Origin of the sequence: Agrobacterium sp. CCNWLW155 (assembly GCF_036888815.1) — a bacterium.
Taxonomy (GTDB): domain Bacteria; phylum Pseudomonadota; class Alphaproteobacteria; order Rhizobiales; family Rhizobiaceae; genus Agrobacterium; species Agrobacterium radiobacter.
The window spans coordinates 14,752-31,397 of record NZ_JBAKFW010000023.1; the positions used below are offsets into that span (position 1 = coordinate 14,752).

Consider the following 16,646-nt stretch of genomic DNA (forward strand, 5'->3'; position numbering starts at 1 on the left):
GCGAGAGTACCTTTAAACAACAGCGCGCCGACGGTTCAGATCCTTTCAAGGCGTATGATGCGGAGTATGTCCAAATTGAAAGCGGTCGCAAACAATGAGGACTTGCTGCAACGCTGCATCTGCCTGCGCACCAGACCGGCTAGTGGCAAACCAGCGGTCACGACTTGGCAACCTCACTCTGCATCTTGTCGCGATAAAGGGAACGGTAACGCGCCGGCGATTGGCCGATGGCGCGGCGGAAGCTGGCGGCAAAAGCGCTGTCGGATCCATAGCCGAGCGACTGGGCAATCCGTGGCAGTGGCTCGTTGCCACGCCGCAGCCGGGCGGCGGCAAGCCGCATCCTCCAGTTCGCGAGATAGTCGATCGGCGATGCTCCGACGGTGGCACGAAATCTTTCGGCAAATCCGGAGCGGGACTGGCCGGCAAGAGACGCCAGTGCTTCTACCGTCCAGCGGCGCGATGGATCGGCGTGGATGGCCCGCAGTGCCGGCGCCAGACGAGCATCCGCAAGGCCGGCGAGCCAGCCGGGATGCTGTGATGTCTGGCGCGCCATATAGGCACGCAGGACATGGATAAACACCAGACGCAGCAGGTCGTTGCAGGCGACGCGAGCACCCGGTGCTGCGCTGTTCCACTCCAGGTCCAACTGTTCGAGCAGCCAGCCAATCGGTCCGGCCTCTTCGTGGTCAATCACTACAACAGGCGGCAGGGCGTCGGTGAGGAGTGAGCCATCGACGGTATCGAGGTTGACGCTGCCGCCTAGGAGCACGAATTCCCGACCATCGCCCACTGAGACATCGAGATTACCCCCAGCGAATACCTCTGCCGCTGCTATCGGCGTCACGTTGGGATCGCTGCAAAGCGTAAACGCCTTGCCGCTGACCACAAGACAATCGCCGGCTTCAATGCGCAACGGTGCCTCTCCCTCCGAGATCAGCCAGGCAACGCCTTCACGGACTGCATTGAACTTGAGGTAGCCCGGTGGTGGAAAAGCAACAGACCACGCGCCTCCGGCTGCAAAACGCACGGAGAACAGCGCACGCGCATCGATGGCGCTGAGCACGTCGGACAGGGGATCCTGGATGTTTTGGACGATCACGACAGAAATCCGGATCCTGCAGGCTGGGGACTCCGAGAAGCTACCCGATATAGGGGACGGACACCAGAGCCACAAATGAAGGAGTAACAACATGTCCGAACAGAAACCTATTGGATCTCGTTTCAGCGCATCCAGCACGGCACGCGAGGTCACCGAGGGTATCGACCTTTCCGGCAAGACGGCGATTGTCACCGGCGGCTATTCCGGTCTCGGCGTCGAGACGACGCGGGCGCTCGCTGGTGCCGGCGCTCGTGTCATCGTACCGGCTCGCAATCGCGAAAAGGCCGAACGCACACTTGCCGGTATCGACAATGTTGTTATCGAAGCGATGGATCTTGCGGATCCCGCATCGGTTGCCGCCTTTGTTGACAGGATCGTTGCGGCGGGCATGCCCATCTCAATCCTGGTCAACAGCGCCGGCATCATGGCGACGCCGCTTGCCCGGGATCAGGCTGGGCACGAGAGCCAGTTTGCCACCAATCATCTCGGCCATTTCCGGTTGGTTGCAGGCCTGTGGCCTGCGCTGGTCAAGGCTGGCAACGCGCGGGTGGTCTCTGTGTCATCGCGCGGCCATCAAATCGGTCCAGTCGATTTCGACGACATTGATTTCAAGGCTCGCCCTTATGACAAGTGGCAGGCCTATGGCCAGGCGAAGACGGCAAATGCTCTGTTCGCGCTTGAACTTGATCGGCTTGGAGCAGGGCATGGCATACGGTCATTTTCCTTGCACCCGGGCATCATCCTGACCGATCTCGCCCGCCATCTTACCGAAGACGAGATCAACTCTTTTGATGTCTACGACGAGAATGGCAATCGTCGAGTCGATCCATCGCGCGATCTCAAGACGCCGGAACAAGGGGCAGCAACAAGCGTCTGGGCAGCAACGCGACCCGAACTCAACGGGATTGGTGGCGTCTACTGCGAAGATTGCGAAGTCGCCCTGCCGCAGGCGGAGACGGATGGGACCAGAGGTGTGGCGCCTTGGGCCATGGATCCACGGGCTGCTGAACGGCTCTGGCTGATTTCTGAGCATTTAACGGGCTTGTCAGTACGTGATCGTCGAGGCTGAGCGCATATCGGCACACGAGTGATTTGCGGTGTTGTCAGGCGAGGCCTTCGGGCAGTCGAAGGCCTGCTACATCGTGGTCAGTCGGTTTCACGCAGGAGTAAAACAGCGGCTCACCTTCATAAACACTCTGAAGTGTTCGATCCGGATAATGCCTTCCGTGTCTGGGAGATGGCGACCGGGATGGTCGCATCTGCAGGTCGAAACACCCTGTCGGACCTCGACGGCCCGGCAGGGAGGTGCCTATGCGGTTGCACTGCTAGCGCGATCACGCCTTGGCTGCAACCGGAAGCCGGAATGGCGCCCCGAGACGATTGAACGCATTCATCGCAGCGATCGTGATCGTCAGATCGACGAGGTCCTTCGGTTCGAAAGCTGCGGTTGCGGCGGCATAGGCCTCGTCCGAGGCGTGGGTCTGGCTGACATTCGTGACTTCTTCAGCCCAGGCCAGTGCTGCTCGTTCTTGGTCGCTAAACAGGTGAGGCACCTCATCCCAGACAGGAACAAGCGTGATCTTATCGACGGACATCGTCTTGCGCAGATCGCGACTATGCATGTCGATGCAATGGGCGCAGCCGTTGATTTGCGACACGCGCAGGAAGACGAGATGAATCAGCTCCTCAGGCAGGTTCGTTTTCTTGGTGACGTAGTGATGCACGCCGAAGAGCGCCTTGGCACCCTCGGGGGCGACTTCGGACCAGTTCATGCGGGACATATTGTTTTCCTTTCTCGTGGACACGGTTCTCCGTTCGCCGGAGAAACCGTCGTTGCGTGTGCTAGGTGAGGGGGTAGGTCTGGTAGGTAGCGCTACGGCTTTCGCGGTGTCGTCAGGGCGGTGTCATCGGTATCGACGACGAAGACGGCAAGCAGCTTCGCCGGCTCGGTCTTGCTGGCGTTGGCGCTGACGTCGTGGCGGTCGCCCGGCAGCTCGGTGAAGTTCTGCCCGGCGATGAAGGTCTTCGTCTCGCCACCGTTCACGGCGCTTAGGATGGCGCCTTCGAGAACCGTCGCATAGATCAAGGCGGATTTTGCATGCGTGTGAGCGGAACTGTAGCCGCCGGGGCCGTACTCGACGAGGACGCCCTTCACGCTCTTGCCGGGAACGTCCGGGAGGGGATGCTCGTAAACCAGCGTCACCTTCGCGTCCTTCGTATCATATGCAAGTCCAGGCTTGGCGACGTCATGAGCGGAAGCTGTGGCCAGAGAGACCGCAAGGGCTGAAGCGGCATGGAGGATGGTCTTCATGATTGTTTCCCTCCTATGTTCTGAGCCACTCGGCGATCGTGATCGCACCCTTGATGTAGTCTCCGCCGGGAACCAGCGAGCCGGCGACAACGGAAGCGCCGAAGTAGTCGACGGCGGCGTCGGCGTTGACCGGACGAGCGTCGCTCTTGGCATCGAGATAGGTCCGGATGAAGGATTCGAACGGTGCCCGTTCGGGCCCGGCAAGATCGACGGATGCGTTCTTCGGCTCCCCGAGCGCGGCTTCCACCAAAGCAGCGGCGACGTCGTCGGCCGCGATCGGCTGGAAGTCGATATCCGGCACTTTCACCGCGCCGTCGGCCGAGTAGGCGCCCACCAGTGTCTCCGTGAATTCGTGGAACTGTGTCGCGCGCACAATGGTGTAGGCCTGGCCCGATGCTGCGACGGCGTCTTCTTGGGCGAGTTTGCCGGCCATGTATGGGTTCGCGGCGAGGCGGTCCGCGTTGACGATCGAGAGGACGACGTGATGGCGCACGCCCGCGGCTTGTTCGGCACGTGTCAGGTTTCGGCTCGACTTGTCGAAGAAGTCGGTTATGACGGCCTTATCGAAAGACATCATGTTCGACACGTCGATGACGGCGTCGGCGCCCGCAAGCGCCTCGGCCAGTCCTTCGCCCGTGTAGGCATTAATCCCGTTGCGGGAGCTTGCGACGACGGCTTCGTGGCCGGCGTCCTGTAGCAGCTTCACTGCCTTCGAGCCGATCAGGCCCGTGCCGCCGATGACGACGACCTTCTTCATCTTGGTCATGGTGCTTTCTCCTATGACGAGGCGCGATTGCCCGTCTTGCGTTCGTGGAGTTCAAGGAAGGCGCATCCCCGGGCGGCGATACCACCGTCGTCGGCTGCACCAAGGTCCGCCAGAAGGTCCGCGACGGACACCTTGGCGAGTTCTGCGCGATAGGCCTTCTCGGCTTTCAGCATCGCGGCGTTGATTTGGCAGGGCTTAGTGAAGTAGCGCGCCGGAAGTGGATTCGGCCCGCGCTGGCGGATCTCGGCGCACCGGAAGGCGGGCGCTGGTCCTTCGACCGCGAGGACGATGTCGAGCATCCTGATGTCCTTTGGCGCCTTGGCCAGCCGATATCCACCCTTCGGACCCGGCGTCGTTGCGACGATCCCGGCGCCGGAAAGCGCCTGCAGATGCTTGAGGAGGTAGCTCGTCGATACGCCGTGGAGTTCAGCCAGTGCTGCCGCCGACAGGACGCCGTCTTCGGACAGCCCCGCCAGGAATGCCGTGCAGTGAATGGCCTGCTCGACGCCTTCGCTCAGTTTCATGGTGCATCTCCTAATCATGGATATAAAATATCCACGATTAACTTCGATGTCAATCCGGGATCACATAGACCGTTCAAAATTCGGAATATGACAGAAAACCGCGCTCCGGCGGCCGGGGCTTGCCATAGTCAGGAAGCTCGCACTCTCATCGACGCCCGAACATGTTGCAATTGCCCCGGTATATCTCCGCCGCATGGTGGGAATTTAATTATTGACGGATCAATCAATAATTGGTACGTCGTCCGCATGGCAAGACCGAGAGAATTTGACCGCGACGCAGCGTTGGAGAAAGCCCTGAGGGTGTTCTGGGCAAAGGGATTTGCCGCGACCTCTACCGATGATCTGCGTGTGGCGATGGGCATCGGCAGACAAAGCCTCTACGGCGCCTTTGGCGACAAACGTACTCTTTATCTGGAAGCGCTGGATACCTATCAGCAGCGGACAAACACTGGGCATGTCATGAGGTTGAGCGGCCCGACATCGCCTATAAAAGGCATCGAAGACCTGCTTTCCGGTCTTGTGTCGGAAGACGATTGCGAGCGGGCGCTGGGATGCATGGGGGTTGGATCAGTCGGCGAGTTTGGCGTGACAGACCCGGACCTTAATTCGCGCCGCAACTCTGCCAGTGCGGCGTTAGGTCGACGCATATTGGAGAGAGTGTTGGAGGGCCAGCGTTCGGGGGAAATCAATCCCGTTCTCGACGCTAAAGAAACTACCGCGTTCATTCAGATGACGATGACCGGCCTGCAGGTGGCTGCGCGTGGCGGCGCAAAAGCTCTCGATCTGAAGGCGATGGCACGATTTGCAACACAGCGTCTAAAACCATAACGCGGCCTCCACAACAAGGAGGCTTTTGATTTGCTCAATTATGGACTGATATGTCAATAAAAGGAGAATCCCATGACAATCGTCGAACGAAAGACCGCCCTCGTATTTGGAGGTGCCCGTGGTATCGGCGCGGCTGCGGTCGAAAGACTTTCAAAAGACGGCTACGATGTCGCCTTCACATATGTTTCGCGACCGGACAGCGCACAGGCGCTCGTGAACGAGATCGAGAAGAGTGGGCGCCGCGCGGTGGCCATCCAGGCCAATAGCGCAGATGCTGCCGCCATCCGTGGCGCGGTGGCAAAGACTGTCGACATCTTTGGGCCAATTGACGCAGTCGTCGTCAATGCAGGGATTTTGCGGCTCAACAGGGTGGATGCTGTCACTCTCGAAGAGCTCGATCTAATGATCGACATCAACATCCGCGGCGTTTTCTTGTCCATCCAGTCCGCAGTGCCACACATGAAGGATGGCGGCCGCGTCATAACGATCGGGTCGAACACGGCGGAACGGACTGGAATGGCGGGAGCAAGCGTCTACCAATTCTCCAAGGCTGCGGTCGCAGCGATGGTGAAAGGCTTGGCCCTTGATCTGGCTCCGCGGCGCATCACCGTCAACAACATCCAACCTGGTCCAACGGACACTGACATGAGCGCCGGCGCCATTGAGATGTTGTCTGACCGCAGCCCCTTGAAGCGCGTTGCCGACCCCAAGGAAATTGCGGGAATGGTGGCCTATCTAACGGGTCCCGACACGTCTTTCATGACAGGATCGAGCCTGACAATCGACGGAGGCTGGGCGCTATAAATTCAGCGCTCCAGGGGTAGGGCCGTTCACAGCGGCCCTCTCCACCACTCCGGCATCTTTCCTCGTGCAGAAGTCTGCTGGGCAAAACTAACCGGCAGTCAATCTTTTGGCTTATCGCGGTGCAATTCGCGAGTTCCACTCAGTCCAAGAGCTCCCCGCGTATCCGGCATCACCCATGAAAATCGCCAAGAACGATCTTTCCGAACACTCCGCGGGCGTCCATCCGGCGATCGGCATCCGATGTAGCTGAGGGCGGACACAGTGCCCCGACAACGGGCTGAAGTTCTTTGCCCATCATTGGCAGCACATCGTCCCTGAACCGGCAGATCATAGCTCTCTTTTCTGAGCGCGATCTGGATTTCACGACCGTGCCCAGCAATTGCAAGTGATTGTAGGACAGTCCCGAGCGGAATGATGGCGTTGTCATCTCGCCCCAACAGGCCCACTTGGACAAGCCGACCACCAGGAGCAAGACTACGAATGTTGCGGACGAGGTAGGACCCGCCGACAAAGTCGATGATCAGATCGACCCCACAGGATGCCGTCGCATCGACGACCTCCGCCTCGAAGTCCGACCGCTGAAAATCGAACACGGCTTCGGCGCCCTGCGAAAGCACGTTCCCGATGTTGCCCGCCGAAGCGGTGGCTAGCTCGGTTGCTCCTGCCGCTTTGGCGGGCTGGACTGCCGCCGATCCAATGCCGCCTGCAGCAGCATGAATGAGAACGGTCTCGCTTTTTTGCGGTTTGTCCGAGATGTGCAAGAGCCTCCCAGCCCGTGACGAAGCTTTCCATGACTGCGGCCGCCTCGATGAAGGACATCCCGGTCGGAATGGCAGCCGCCATCCCGCTATCGAGCCGCGCACACTGGGCATAGGCCCCGCCGCCGACATCCCCATGACACGGTCGCCGACGGCAAAGCCTGTTACTTCGTTTCCGACGGCTGTCACTTCTCCCAGCGACCTCAAGGCGGAGGAATGGGGTTGCTATGTCTGATCGCAATCCCGATTGCAACGAGCATCATTCCGCCCGCCAGCAGGAAGGTCAACCGCATTCCGGAGGCGATGGCCGACGCGGTTGCGCGCGCGAACTCTTCCATCCCCACGGCGAAGGCAAAGACCGCCCCCATGGCAGACGCACCGGCAATCAAACCGATATTGCGCGACAGGCTGATCAAGCCCGACACCGTGCCGCGGCGGTCCTTGGAGACCTCGGCCAGGGCGGCGGTGTTGTTGGCGGCCTGGAAGAGTTGATAGCCGGGCGTCAGCACGATGCTGGAGATCACATAACCGGTGACGCCAATCCGATTTGGCAGAAGCGCCAGCAGGAACGATCCGGCGGCCAGCAGGGCAAGGCCGATGGCGAGGATGCGGCCACTGCCCCAAGCGTCGACCATCCGCCCGGACGGAACGCCGCTGAAGATGGAAATGACCGGGCCGACCGCCATGACGAAGCCGACCTGTGTCGCCGTAAGGCCTAGTGCGATGCCGAGATAGAAGGGACCGACCACGAGCGTCGTCATCATGACCGCAGCGACCACGATATTGACGAGGAGATTGGTAACAAGGTTCCGGGTCATGACCGACCAAAGGGTGACAGACAGCGTCTTTGCCTTGGCAGGACCGGCCGGAAGCAGCCTGATTGCCAGCACTAGGGCCAGAACCGCCAGCGGCACCTGCACCCAGAAGATGCCGCGCCATCCCGCGACTGGTATCAGCAGCCCGCCGAGCGAAGGGCCGAGCGCGGTGCCCAGCGCCGACACCGTGCCGAGCAGGCCCATGGCGCGTCCGACATGCGCTTCGTGTGCGGTCTGGCGCATCAGCGCCATGGCGAGCGTCATCAGGAATGCCGCGCCTACGCCCTGAAGCGCCCGCGCGCCGATCAGCAACGACAGGTTCGGTGCAATGGCGCACAGCAGTGAGGCGATGGCAAATACGGCGAGACCGACCACCAGCATCGGCTTCAGCCCGCGGCTGTCCCCAAGTCGACCTGCGATCACCACGGACACGGTCATGGCTGCGAGATAGGCCACGACCACCGCCTGAACCTGCAAAAATGGTGCGGCGAAGGCGTCAACCAGCGCCGGCAGTGCGATATTGGCGATGCTAGTGCCGAGCGAGGCCAGCAGCATCGCGAGCGCCAATGTGACCGTTATTCCGGTTTTTTCCTTTTCCAATGCGAATGATTTTGTCTGTTCCACAGTCTCACCTACTTGCTTCGATATTCGTTCGAGAGCAGGCTGCCACTTCAAGCCGACTTGAGGTCAAGCATGAAATTTCTGGATATTGGAGAGGTCGCGGCAAAGAGTGGGATGAAGCCCTCGGCGCTGCGCTATTACGAGGAAGCCGGACTGATTTCCTCAATTTCCCGCCATGGATTGCGGCGACAGTTTCCGCCTGAAGTGCTCTTGCAGCTCAAACTGATTGCAATGGGCAAATCGGCGGGCTTTTCGCTCGAGGAGATCGGTGGGATGTTCAGCAAGAACGGAACGCCAAACATCTCGCGTGACGTGATCCACGCCAAGGCCGACGAAATTGACCAAAAAATCCGCGAACTGACGGCGCTACGCGCTACGCTCCGCCATGTCGCCGATTGCCCGGCGCCCTCCCATATGGAGTGTCCTACGTTTCGGCGGCTTGTGGATGTGGCGGGCAAGCGAGGCGGGAAACACGGGAAGATGAAAAAGCCGAACCGAAGCAGGAGCTCTCAATAACCAAAACCATCCGGCGGTGACACCGCCCTTATGCTCCAGATAAACCATCGTGAAAGCTTCGATATCGACATTTTCGTCAATGATCCGCAGGTCCTCCCATATCTGAACCCGACAACACAGGGCTATACCCTGCAGGTGAATCCACAGACATCCATAGATAGCCAGACGTTAAGCGCTTTAGACGTCGTGTAAAGCTGGGTAAATTGTAGGGGTGGCGAAGTTCATCTTGACCGGGGAAGAGAAACAGCAGCAGCTTCCATCCAAGGCCGACGATGGGCGGTTAAATCACCGCCCTAGAATCTCGGGAACTCGCAGGGATCACGATTTCCACGCGTAGTCCACCTGACGGCGTATTGGTGGCCGTTGCGCAACCGCCATGCCATTCGGCAGCGCGGCGGGTGATGGCGAGGCCGAGGCCAAAGCCCGAGCGCGTCGTGACGGTGGAGCTCTGTGAGAACGGTTGGAAAATAGCGTCCAGTTCCGCGTCCGGTACGCCAGGTCCCGCATCCTGGATGGAGAGTGAAAGTTGCTGACCGTGTACTTCCGAAGTGACGAGAACAGATGTCTTGTCTCTGGTGTAGGCAATTGCATTGCGGATCACGTTTTCTAGCGCCCGGTAAATCAATTCTCCGTTGACGGAAGCAACGAATGTGTCGACGCCTTCATATTGAACCCTAATATCGCGTGACTGACCTTCGAAACTCGCATCCTCGACAATCTCCCTCACGAGATCGACAACATCCAGTGTTTGTCGATCAAAGCGCGGATCGTTTCGTTCCGAAAGCCTCGCCAGAGTTAGAATTCCGCCGACCAATTCATCTAAGCGTTCGACTTCTCTTCCCATTCGCTCGATCATTGCGGTCAACCGCGCCGGGTTTTGTTGCAAGAGGCCGATAGCCGCCTGTAATCTTGACAGGGGTGAGCGTATCTCGTGAGAGACATCGTGAAACAACTGTTGCTGTGCAATCTGGAGTTCCTGAAGGCGTGCTGCCGTAATGTCGAGGTCGTGCGCCAGAGAGGCAACTTCGTCGCGCTTGCTGCCAATTGTATGCGCTATTCGAACATCGAGTTGGCCATTGGCTATGGCTCGCAACCCGTATCGAAGCTGCTCCACGGGGGTGATAAAGTACCGGGCGAGCCAGTAGGCAGCTGCCGCCGCTGCCATGAGTGCGGCCAACCATGGAACCGTCCGCGGCCAGGTTTTCGAAATCACACCCTGAGGCGAACCGGCAATCTCGACCTCGTAGCAATTCCCGTCTCTCACCGCGTTTATAATAAGATCATGTCCCACCTTCACCACACAGTCGATTGCTGGACCAGCCGGGCTGATGCTGATGGATAACGCGCGACCGGTACGCTGCATGGCCTCCGCCAGCTTTGTTGCAGCGTCCAATCCATCCGATTGTAAGACCTGGGCCGTTGTTTCCAGGGCAAGCCTGTGTTCGCGGTTGACGACTTCTTCTTCAAAAGGGGATTGGAACAGAGTGCTGATTGCAAACAGCAGTGCTATCGACCCTGCCATGGCAAGCCAAACCACTGTGAAAAATTTCCAGAATAATCGATGCATCACTAGCCCTCTAACAGCTGATACCCGCGGCCTCTTACAGCCTGTATCCACGGCTGCCCGTCTTCGCGCGTTCCGAGCTTTTGGCGGATACTGCTGATATGGACGTCGATGCGGCGATCAAATGCGGTTAGTGGCTTCCCGAAGGCGCGCAGCGAGATATCCTGTTTGGAAACCAACTGGCCGGAAGAGCGGACAAGCACCTCGAGCAGACTGAACTCCGTGCCGGTCAGTTCGAGCTGGGTACCGTACCACTCGGCTTTGCGGTTGGAGGGATAAAGGATCAGCGCCCCCGTTTTCAACACCTCCAGCCCACCATCCCGCTCGGTTCGACTGGAACGACGCAGAATAGCGCGGATTCGAGCAGCCAGTTCTCCTGGCGAACAGGGTTTGGCGACATAATCGTCCGCGCCCAGATTGAGCCCGGAAATACGATCAATGTCATCTCCGCGGGCCGTCAGCATCAAAACCGGGACATCGCTAACCTGCCGGATTTTCCGCAACACATCGAGGCCGTTCATACGGGGCATCATGATGTCGAGGACGATGAGATCGATTGACGACGTTGTCGCTACAGCGACACCGGTTCTGCCGTCGTGTGTGGAGTCGACGGCGAAGCCTTCTTCGGTCAGGTATTCGCAGAGCAGATTTGTGAGCTCGGTGTCATCATCGATTAAAAGCACCTTGGGCATGTCTTGCATCCGTCGCGTCGATGCTTGCACTCTTTAAGGCCTGACGCCCGCAAATACAGCAGTTTTACATAACTTAACACGTTCTTGACCGACATTAACATCGCGATCCCTATAGTGCAGCCGACAGCTTCAAGGCAGCCCGGATTTCATGCGTATAGTTTTCTCTTCAGTTTCCATCCTCACCACTTTGGCGGTACTCAGCGGTTGTACAAGCCTTGGTGCCCTCAAACCTTCGAGTTCTCTCGTCGCAGCCTATTGGCACGTGACGCTGCCGCATGGAGGTCGCTCTACCGATCTCGTAGCATGGTGGGCAAGTTTTAAAGATCCCTCGCTGACGGAATTGCTCACACTGGCGGAACGGGAAAATCCGACCGTTCAACAAGCTGTCGGCAATATCGACAAGGCGCGTGCCACGCTCGACAGCGCACGTGCTGGCCTCTTCCCGTCGCTGGATGGGGCTGCCTCTGCATCGCGCGAGGGGAACAAAGGCGATGACCTTAACAAGATTGTGGCCGGAACGAACAAGAGTGGTGGTCTCGACGCTGCCTGGGAACTCGATTTGTTCGGCAAGACTAAGAAAGAAACGCAGGCTGCGGCTTCGAGAGCCCAAGGCAAGGTCTGGTCGTGGCATGACGCGCGGATTTCCGTCGCAGCCGAGGTCGGTGATTACTACGTCCAGTATCGCGCGTGTCGCCAGTTGGAACAGCTTTACCGCGACGAACTCGCATCGCAGAGAGAGACGATACGCGCCACTGAAAAGTCAGCACAGTCCGGCTTCACGTCGACAGCCGATCTGGCGCTCTCCCGCGCGAGTGCGGCGACATCCTCGTCAAATCTGACCGCCCAACGCGGTGACTGCGAAATCATCATCAAGTCACTGGTCCAACTGACTGCTACCGATGAGATGGTGATCAGAAAATTGCTGGACCGGGGGAACAGTCGCATTCCACAGCCTTCATCGTTGCGGATCGTCTCCGTACCGGCAGAGGTTTTGAGGCAAAGGCCTGACGTCAATGCGCTGGAAGCTGAGGTCGCCGCAACGGTTTCGGATGTTGGCGCGGCAAAGGCTGACCTTTATCCCAGTCTCAGCTTGAGTGGATCTATTTCAATCAGCGAATCCATTGTAACCGGCAGATCGTTGCCATGGTCATTTGGGCCTGCATTGTCGATACCCCTGTTTGATGGCGGCACCAAAAGGGCTGCCATCAGAAGTGCAGTGGCGGACTACGATGTTGCTGTAGCTAATTACAAGTCCGGCGTCTTGACGGCTGTCGCCGATGTGGAAACAGCCCTCATTCGCGTCAACACGGCTTTGAAGCGTATCGGCGATGCCAAGACGGCCGCTGACAACTATCAAAGCTATTTCCGCTCGGTCGATGAGAACTGGAAATCTGGTGGCGTCAGTATCCTCGACCGGGAAGAGGCCCGTCGTTCGGCACAGTCTGCCGCCATCACCCTCATCGAAATCAGGCGCGACGCGGTCCAGTACTGGATCGCCCTCTATAAGTCTCTCGGTGGCGGCTGGCCCGCGCCTGCTGGCTCGCCAATTGTCTTTGTTACTGGAACACACTGATGCGAAGATTTTCCCTCATTCTGGTCGCGACAACGGTCGCGCTAACGCCCTATCTTGCGCGCAGCGAAGACGCCGAACAGAGCAGTACTCGAGCGGCGGCCTTGACCGTTGCGGTCGCCGCTCCGCAGACCCTGGAGTGGCCCGTCACCATACCCGCGAGCGGTCGTTTTGCCGCGTGGCATGAGGCGGTCATCGCTGTCGAGGTCAGCGGTCTGAAAATCGCCGATGTTAGGGCAGATGTTGGTACTGAAGTCAAAAAAGGAGATCTGCTCGTTCAGTTTGACGCCGCGACCTCTCAAGCGGATCTGGAACAGCAGCAGGCTAACGTCGAAAAGCAAGAGGCCGCGCTCGATCAAGCGGTTGCGGATGCGGATCGCGCCCGAGGACTGACGGGATCCGGTGCGTTGTCGAAACAGCAAACAACGGAGTATCTCATCAGCGAACGCAAGGCGAAAGCCGACGTTCTCTCTGCAAAAGCTGCGTTGGCATCTTCGCAACTGACACTGGACCGCACAAAGGTTTACGCCGTTGACGACGGGGTCATATCTGCGCGCTCAGCCTCGCTCGGAAACGTCGTTAATGCCGGCGACGAACTGTTCAAGCTGATCCGGCAAAACAGGGTCGAATGGCAGGCCGAGCTGCCAATCAAGCGGCTAGCCGATGTTAAAGAAGGAACGAAAGCAGTTATACCGACACCTGATGGTGATATCGGCGGCGAGGTTAGGTTGGTTTCACCGACAACTTCGACGAATAATGGTCGGGTCACTGTTTATGTGACCCTCCGGCCCCACGCGGGAATGCAAACTCCTAAGACTGGTATACTCGCCAGCGGCTACTTCGAATTCGACCACACCGATGCGCTGACTGTGCCAGCGACCGCTGTGACGCTCCGGGATGGGTTTTCCTATGTCTTCATTTTAAATGAGGCCGAGAAAGTGACGGTCGTGCGACGGCGCGTTGAGACCGGTCGCCGAGACAGCGGCCGCGTCGAGATCGTGTCCGGTATCAGTAAGGCCGACCAGGTCGTCGTCTCAGGTGGCGCTTTTCTTGCAGATGGCTCGGTCGTGCGGGTGTCTGATGGTGCTGAGATTGCTAACAAGGAGCAAGAGAAGTGAATTTCTCCTCATGGTCTATTCGCAATCCTGTTCCGCCCATTCTGCTTTTCGTTCTGTTGACCGCCTGTGGTCTGTGGGCCTTCAATCGTCTCGACGTTCAGAATTTCCCCGATATGGACCTTCCAACCATCGAGATCAGCGCCTCGCTGGATGGGGCGGCGGCGTCTCAGCTTGAAACGGAAGTAGCTCGCAAAATCGAGGATGAGCTGACGGGTCTGATCAAGCTGGACTCTGTCACCACAACAATTACTGATGGTTCTGTTAGCATCTCTGTTGCCTTCCAAGTTGGAAAAGACACCCAAGAAGCGCTGGATGAGGTCAAGAGTGCTGTCGACCAGGCACAGAACGACCTGCCCGAGGAAATGAACGCACCGACCGTTTCGAAACAGTCGCTGAACTCCTCGCCGCTCATCACCTATGTTGTGCATTCAGATAAACTAGATGCTGCGGAGCTGTCGTGGTTCATCGACAATGATCTGTCGCGCGCGCTGATGGCCGTGGACGGTGTTGGTGAAGTCGGCCGCCTTGGAGGTGTTGATAGAGAGGTGAGAGTAGAGCTCAATGCAAATCTGCTCGAGGGGCTTGGCTTGACCGCGAATGATGTCAACAGCCAGATCGAAGCGGTGCAATCCGATCTGTCCGGAGGCAAGGGGAGAATTGGCGGCGAAAGTCAGTCTGTTCGTACGCTGGCGACCGCCAATAGCGTCGAACAGCTCCGATCATTGCCTATTCCCCTGCCCGCCGGGAGCTGGGTTCGACTGGATGAACTAGGAACGGTGACAGACACGCACAATGATCTTACCTCGCTTGCTTACCTGAATGGCAAACCCGTGATTGCCGCTCAGATTAAGCGTTCAAAAGGCTATTCGGATACGGCAGTTACCGAGAAAGTTCGAGACGCGGTGAAGGTATTTGCCGCGGCCAATCCGGGCGTGACAATCGAGGAAGCCTACAACACCATCGTGCCCACCGAGCAAAACTACGAATCCTCGATGCACATGGTCTATGAGGGCGCACTAATCGCCGTCTTCGTAGTTTGGCTTTTTCTGCGCGACTGGCGCGCAACGCTTCTGGCGGCTGTTGCCCTGCCGCTGTCGATCATACCGACTTTTCTCGTGATGTATCTGCTTGGCTATACGTTGAACACAATTACACTGCTGGCGATTTCACTTTTGGTCGGGATTCTTGTGGATGACGCCATTGTCGAGATAGAAAATATCGAGCGACACCTCAACATGGGTAAAAGCCCCTTCGAGGCGGCGATGGAGGCAGCTGACGAAATCGGCATGGCTGTTATTGCCACGACGTTTACCTTGGTCGCGGTCTTCCTTCCAACAGCTTTCATGGGCGGCATTCCGGGCATCATTTTCAAGCAGTTCGGTATTACTGCGTCAGTTGCCGTTCTCGCCTCGCTTCTGGTTGCGCGATTGCTAACGCCAATGATGGCAGCGTATATGATGAAGGCCAGTGGCAAGACACACGAAGAGGACGGCCGCCTGATGCGGAGCTACCTCTGGCTGGTAAAGGGTGCGTTGCGCCGCCGCTGGATTCCAGTGCTTGGGACGGTCGGGTTTCTGGCATTCACGATCCTTCTGTTGTCTCATTTGTCGACGGGCTTTTTCCCGGCCTCCGATGACAGTCAAACGCAAATTACCCTCACCACGCCATATGGATCGACGATTGAAGCGACTGACGAGGCGGCGCGAAAAGCATCCGAAATCATCGCAGGCGTAGACCACGTCACCTCGGTGTTTCAGGCAACCGGAACAGCGTCCACGGGCGGGATGAACAGTACGTCAAATTCAAGCACTAACAGTGCGACAATCGTCGTCAATCTAACGCCGATTGACGACCGGGATATAAAGCAGTCGGAGATCGAAAATGATTTGCGAAAAGCCTTGGAGCAGTTGCCCGGCGTTCGCCTGGAAATAGGCTCCGGAGGCAATGGGACAAAGCTCACGCTGACGCTTGCAGGCGACAATTCTGACCTTCTTGAACAGGCGGCGGCAAGCCTTGAGACTGATTTGCGCACGCTTCCAGGGATCGGCAATGTCACTTCATCCGCGGCCATGCAGACTCCGGAGGTCACCATAAAACCCGACCTTGCGCAGGCGGCCTCTCTTAGTGTGACGTCCAAGGCCATCGCCGAAGCCATTCGCGTGGCGACTGCTGGTGCGTATGATACAGCTCTGTCGAAGCTTAATCTGCCCGAACGCCAGGTCGCCATTCGCGTGATGCTCGACACCGCAAGCCGTCAGTCATTGGATGCTATCTCGCTGATCCCAGTCGATGGTAAAGAAAGCAAGATCTCGCTGGGTGCTATCGCCGACATCTCGATTGGCTCCAGCCCCAGTCAGATCGATCGGCTTGACCGATCGCGCAACGTCTCGCTGACTGTCGAGTTAAATGGCAGGAACCTCTCCGACGTTACCGCAGAAGCCGCACAGTTGCCCGGCTATAAAAACCTGCCGCAGGGCGTGAAGTTCGTGGAGCAGGGCGAATTAAAACGTCAGAGTGAGCTGTTCAGTAGTTTCGGCACATCCATGGCGATCGGCATTTTCTGTATCTATGCCGTTCTGGTCCTTCTGTTTCATGATTTCCTCCAGCCTGTGACTATTTTGATGGCTCTGCCGCTGGCGCTTGGCGGCGCTCTGCTGCCT

General features: G+C 58.2%; 16 protein-coding genes and 1 pseudogene. 8 read left to right on the plus strand and 9 right to left on the minus strand.

The features are described from left to right. Window positions 1–157 precede the first annotated feature (157 nt). A complete protein-coding gene (locus V6S97_RS27550; RefSeq protein WP_334428252.1) occupies window positions 158–1,099 on the minus strand; it encodes an AraC family transcriptional regulator in 942 nt (313 codons plus the stop codon). Between the two features lie 91 nt (window positions 1,100–1,190). On the opposite strand from V6S97_RS27550, the gene V6S97_RS27555 reads away from it, so the two are divergent. Next, window positions 1,191–2,168, plus strand: coding sequence for an oxidoreductase (locus tag V6S97_RS27555; protein WP_174051361.1), 978 nt, complete (start codon window positions 1,191–1,193; stop codon window positions 2,166–2,168). 265 nt (window positions 2,169–2,433) lie between these two features. Here the strand turns inward: V6S97_RS27555 and V6S97_RS27560 are convergent, their stop codons facing one another. From V6S97_RS27560 to V6S97_RS27575, 4 genes are all read right to left on the minus strand, one after another. Continuing rightward, window positions 2,434–2,880, minus strand: a complete 447-nt coding sequence (locus tag V6S97_RS27560; protein WP_334428253.1) for a carboxymuconolactone decarboxylase family protein — start codon at window positions 2,878–2,880, stop codon at window positions 2,434–2,436. A gap of 92 nt (window positions 2,881–2,972) precedes the next feature. Continuing rightward, complete coding sequence (locus V6S97_RS27565) at window positions 2,973–3,410, minus strand: cupin domain-containing protein (protein ID WP_035201026.1); 438 nt, start codon at window positions 3,408–3,410, stop codon at window positions 2,973–2,975. 13 nt (window positions 3,411–3,423) lie between these two features. Then, window positions 3,424–4,176 carry an SDR family oxidoreductase gene (locus V6S97_RS27570; protein WP_111799498.1) on the minus strand — a complete coding sequence of 251 codons (753 nt, stop codon included), beginning with the start codon at window positions 4,174–4,176 and terminating at the stop codon, window positions 3,424–3,426. An 11-nt stretch (window positions 4,177–4,187) separates the two neighbouring features. Continuing rightward, complete coding sequence (locus tag V6S97_RS27575; protein WP_334428254.1) at window positions 4,188–4,700, minus strand: RrF2 family transcriptional regulator; 513 nt, start codon at window positions 4,698–4,700, stop codon at window positions 4,188–4,190. A gap of 246 nt (window positions 4,701–4,946) precedes the next feature. On the opposite strand from V6S97_RS27575, the gene V6S97_RS27580 reads away from it, so the two are divergent. Continuing rightward, window positions 4,947–5,528 (plus strand): TetR/AcrR family transcriptional regulator, encoded by a 582-nt coding sequence (locus V6S97_RS27580; RefSeq protein WP_334428255.1) that lies wholly within the window; start codon window positions 4,947–4,949, stop codon window positions 5,526–5,528. A gap of 72 nt (window positions 5,529–5,600) precedes the next feature. Beyond that, window positions 5,601–6,332 (plus strand): SDR family NAD(P)-dependent oxidoreductase, encoded by a 732-nt coding sequence (locus tag V6S97_RS27585; protein WP_334428256.1) that lies wholly within the window; start codon window positions 5,601–5,603, stop codon window positions 6,330–6,332. A gap of 98 nt (window positions 6,333–6,430) precedes the next feature. On the opposite strand, the gene V6S97_RS27590 is transcribed toward V6S97_RS27585, so the two are convergent. Together V6S97_RS27590 and V6S97_RS27595 are read right to left on the minus strand one after the other, a co-directional pair. Then, entirely contained in the window at window positions 6,431–7,093 is a 663-nt protein-coding gene (locus V6S97_RS27590; RefSeq protein ID WP_334428257.1) for a zinc-binding dehydrogenase, read from the minus strand. Between the two features lie 200 nt (window positions 7,094–7,293). Further along, window positions 7,294–8,529, minus strand: coding sequence for an MFS transporter (locus V6S97_RS27595; RefSeq protein ID WP_334428259.1), 1,236 nt, complete (start codon window positions 8,527–8,529; stop codon window positions 7,294–7,296). A 69-nt stretch (window positions 8,530–8,598) separates the two neighbouring features. On the opposite strand from V6S97_RS27595, the gene V6S97_RS27600 reads away from it, so the two are divergent. Together V6S97_RS27600 and V6S97_RS29280 are read left to right on the plus strand one after the other, a co-directional pair. Next, on the plus strand, window positions 8,599–9,042 hold the full coding sequence (locus V6S97_RS27600; RefSeq protein WP_019565673.1) for a helix-turn-helix domain-containing protein: 444 nt from the start codon (window positions 8,599–8,601) through the stop codon (window positions 9,040–9,042). Window positions 9,043–9,072: 30 nt separating this feature from the next. Next, window positions 9,073–9,186, plus strand: a pseudogene (locus tag V6S97_RS29280) (nucleotidyl transferase AbiEii/AbiGii toxin family protein); the annotation flags it as partial. Window positions 9,187–9,322: 136 nt separating this feature from the next. Here the strand turns inward: V6S97_RS29280 and V6S97_RS27605 are convergent. Next, entirely contained in the window at window positions 9,323–10,609 is a 1,287-nt protein-coding gene (locus V6S97_RS27605) for a HAMP domain-containing sensor histidine kinase (protein WP_334428260.1), read from the minus strand. A 2-nt stretch (window positions 10,610–10,611) separates the two neighbouring features. Further along, window positions 10,612–11,298 (minus strand): response regulator, encoded by a 687-nt coding sequence (locus tag V6S97_RS27610; protein WP_334428261.1) that lies wholly within the window; start codon window positions 11,296–11,298, stop codon window positions 10,612–10,614. Between the two features lie 148 nt (window positions 11,299–11,446). On the opposite strand from V6S97_RS27610, the gene V6S97_RS27615 reads away from it, so the two are divergent. The 3 genes from V6S97_RS27615 to V6S97_RS27625 form a co-directional block, all read left to right on the plus strand. Then, entirely contained in the window at window positions 11,447–12,871 is a 1,425-nt protein-coding gene (locus tag V6S97_RS27615) for an efflux transporter outer membrane subunit (protein ID WP_334428262.1), read from the plus strand. Then, window positions 12,871–13,986 carry an efflux RND transporter periplasmic adaptor subunit gene (locus V6S97_RS27620; RefSeq protein ID WP_080865214.1) on the plus strand — a complete coding sequence of 372 codons (1,116 nt, stop codon included), beginning with the start codon at window positions 12,871–12,873 and terminating at the stop codon, window positions 13,984–13,986. Before V6S97_RS27615 ends, V6S97_RS27620 begins: the two co-directional genes overlap by 1 nt. Beyond that, window positions 13,983–16,646 (plus strand): efflux RND transporter permease subunit (locus tag V6S97_RS27625; protein ID WP_334428263.1); only part of this gene is annotated, 2,664 nt, incomplete at its 3' end. The genes V6S97_RS27620 and V6S97_RS27625, both read left to right, overlap by 4 nt.

What these genes read in the sequence shown, in the direction of transcription:
- V6S97_RS27555 (WP_174051361.1), top strand. Translation starts at nt 1,191, where the DNA reads ATGTCCGAACAGAAACCTATTGGATCTCGTTTCAGCGCATCCAGCACG.
- V6S97_RS27560 (WP_334428253.1), bottom strand. Translation starts at nt 2,880, where the DNA reads ATGTCCCGCATGAACTGGTCCGAAGTCGCCCCCGAGGGTGCCAAGGCG.
- V6S97_RS27565 (WP_035201026.1), bottom strand. Translation starts at nt 3,410, where the DNA reads ATGAAGACCATCCTCCATGCCGCTTCAGCCCTTGCGGTCTCTCTGGCC.
- V6S97_RS27570 (WP_111799498.1), bottom strand. Translation starts at nt 4,176, where the DNA reads ATGACCAAGATGAAGAAGGTCGTCGTCATCGGCGGCACGGGCCTGATC.
- V6S97_RS27575 (WP_334428254.1), bottom strand. Translation starts at nt 4,700, where the DNA reads ATGAAACTGAGCGAAGGCGTCGAGCAGGCCATTCACTGCACGGCATTC.
- V6S97_RS27580 (WP_334428255.1), top strand. Translation starts at nt 4,947, where the DNA reads ATGGCAAGACCGAGAGAATTTGACCGCGACGCAGCGTTGGAGAAAGCC.
- V6S97_RS27585 (WP_334428256.1), top strand. Translation starts at nt 5,601, where the DNA reads ATGACAATCGTCGAACGAAAGACCGCCCTCGTATTTGGAGGTGCCCGT.
- V6S97_RS27600 (WP_019565673.1), top strand. Translation starts at nt 8,599, where the DNA reads ATGAAATTTCTGGATATTGGAGAGGTCGCGGCAAAGAGTGGGATGAAG.
- V6S97_RS27605 (WP_334428260.1), bottom strand. Translation starts at nt 10,609, where the DNA reads ATGCATCGATTATTCTGGAAATTTTTCACAGTGGTTTGGCTTGCCATG.
- V6S97_RS27610 (WP_334428261.1), bottom strand. Translation starts at nt 11,298, where the DNA reads ATGCCCAAGGTGCTTTTAATCGATGATGACACCGAGCTCACAAATCTG.
- V6S97_RS27615 (WP_334428262.1), top strand. Translation starts at nt 11,447, where the DNA reads ATGCGTATAGTTTTCTCTTCAGTTTCCATCCTCACCACTTTGGCGGTA.
- V6S97_RS27620 (WP_080865214.1), top strand. Translation starts at nt 12,871, where the DNA reads ATGCGAAGATTTTCCCTCATTCTGGTCGCGACAACGGTCGCGCTAACG.